Below are 399 nucleotides of genomic sequence, written 5' to 3'. Positions count from 1 at the left end.
GGGGGCTTTGGTGCCGGTAAGTCTGATCCGCCCTGCGGATTTATTAGAAGATGAAACGGTGCGTAAAATTATGGGCTTTGCCAAAGAATTATCGGCAAGGGTTGCGCGTTTTAACAATCATACGATTGCGGATTTGAGTGCCTTTGATAACTTGCTTGCGCAAGAATATGGTGTGGAGCGGCGTGGCAAAAAGGGCAATTGTACTTACCAGAGTTTTGATGGTTTGCAACGCATTAAGGTGCAAGTGCAAGAGAGCTTTGATTTTGGTCCACAATTACAAATTGCCAAAAGCCTTCTTGATGAATGTTTGAATGAGTGGTCTGCGGATGCGCGTCCTGAAATTCGCGCGATTATTACGCGTGCTTTTAATACGGATAAAGAAGGCAAGGTGAATCGGGG

At 45.6% G+C, this 399-nt stretch carries 1 protein-coding gene; it reads left to right on the top strand.

All coding sequences use genetic code 11. From position 1 onward, the window contains the following. A partial coding sequence (locus tag J7R05_RS08710; protein WP_208541916.1) for a DUF3164 family protein occupies positions 1–399 on the top strand: 399 nt, incomplete at both ends.

Source organism: Bartonella capreoli (assembly GCF_902813205.1).
Classification (GTDB): domain Bacteria; phylum Pseudomonadota; class Alphaproteobacteria; order Rhizobiales; family Rhizobiaceae; genus Bartonella; species Bartonella schoenbuchensis.
Note: the sequence above shows the minus strand (reverse complement) of the source record. Positions and strands in the feature narration are given on the sequence as shown.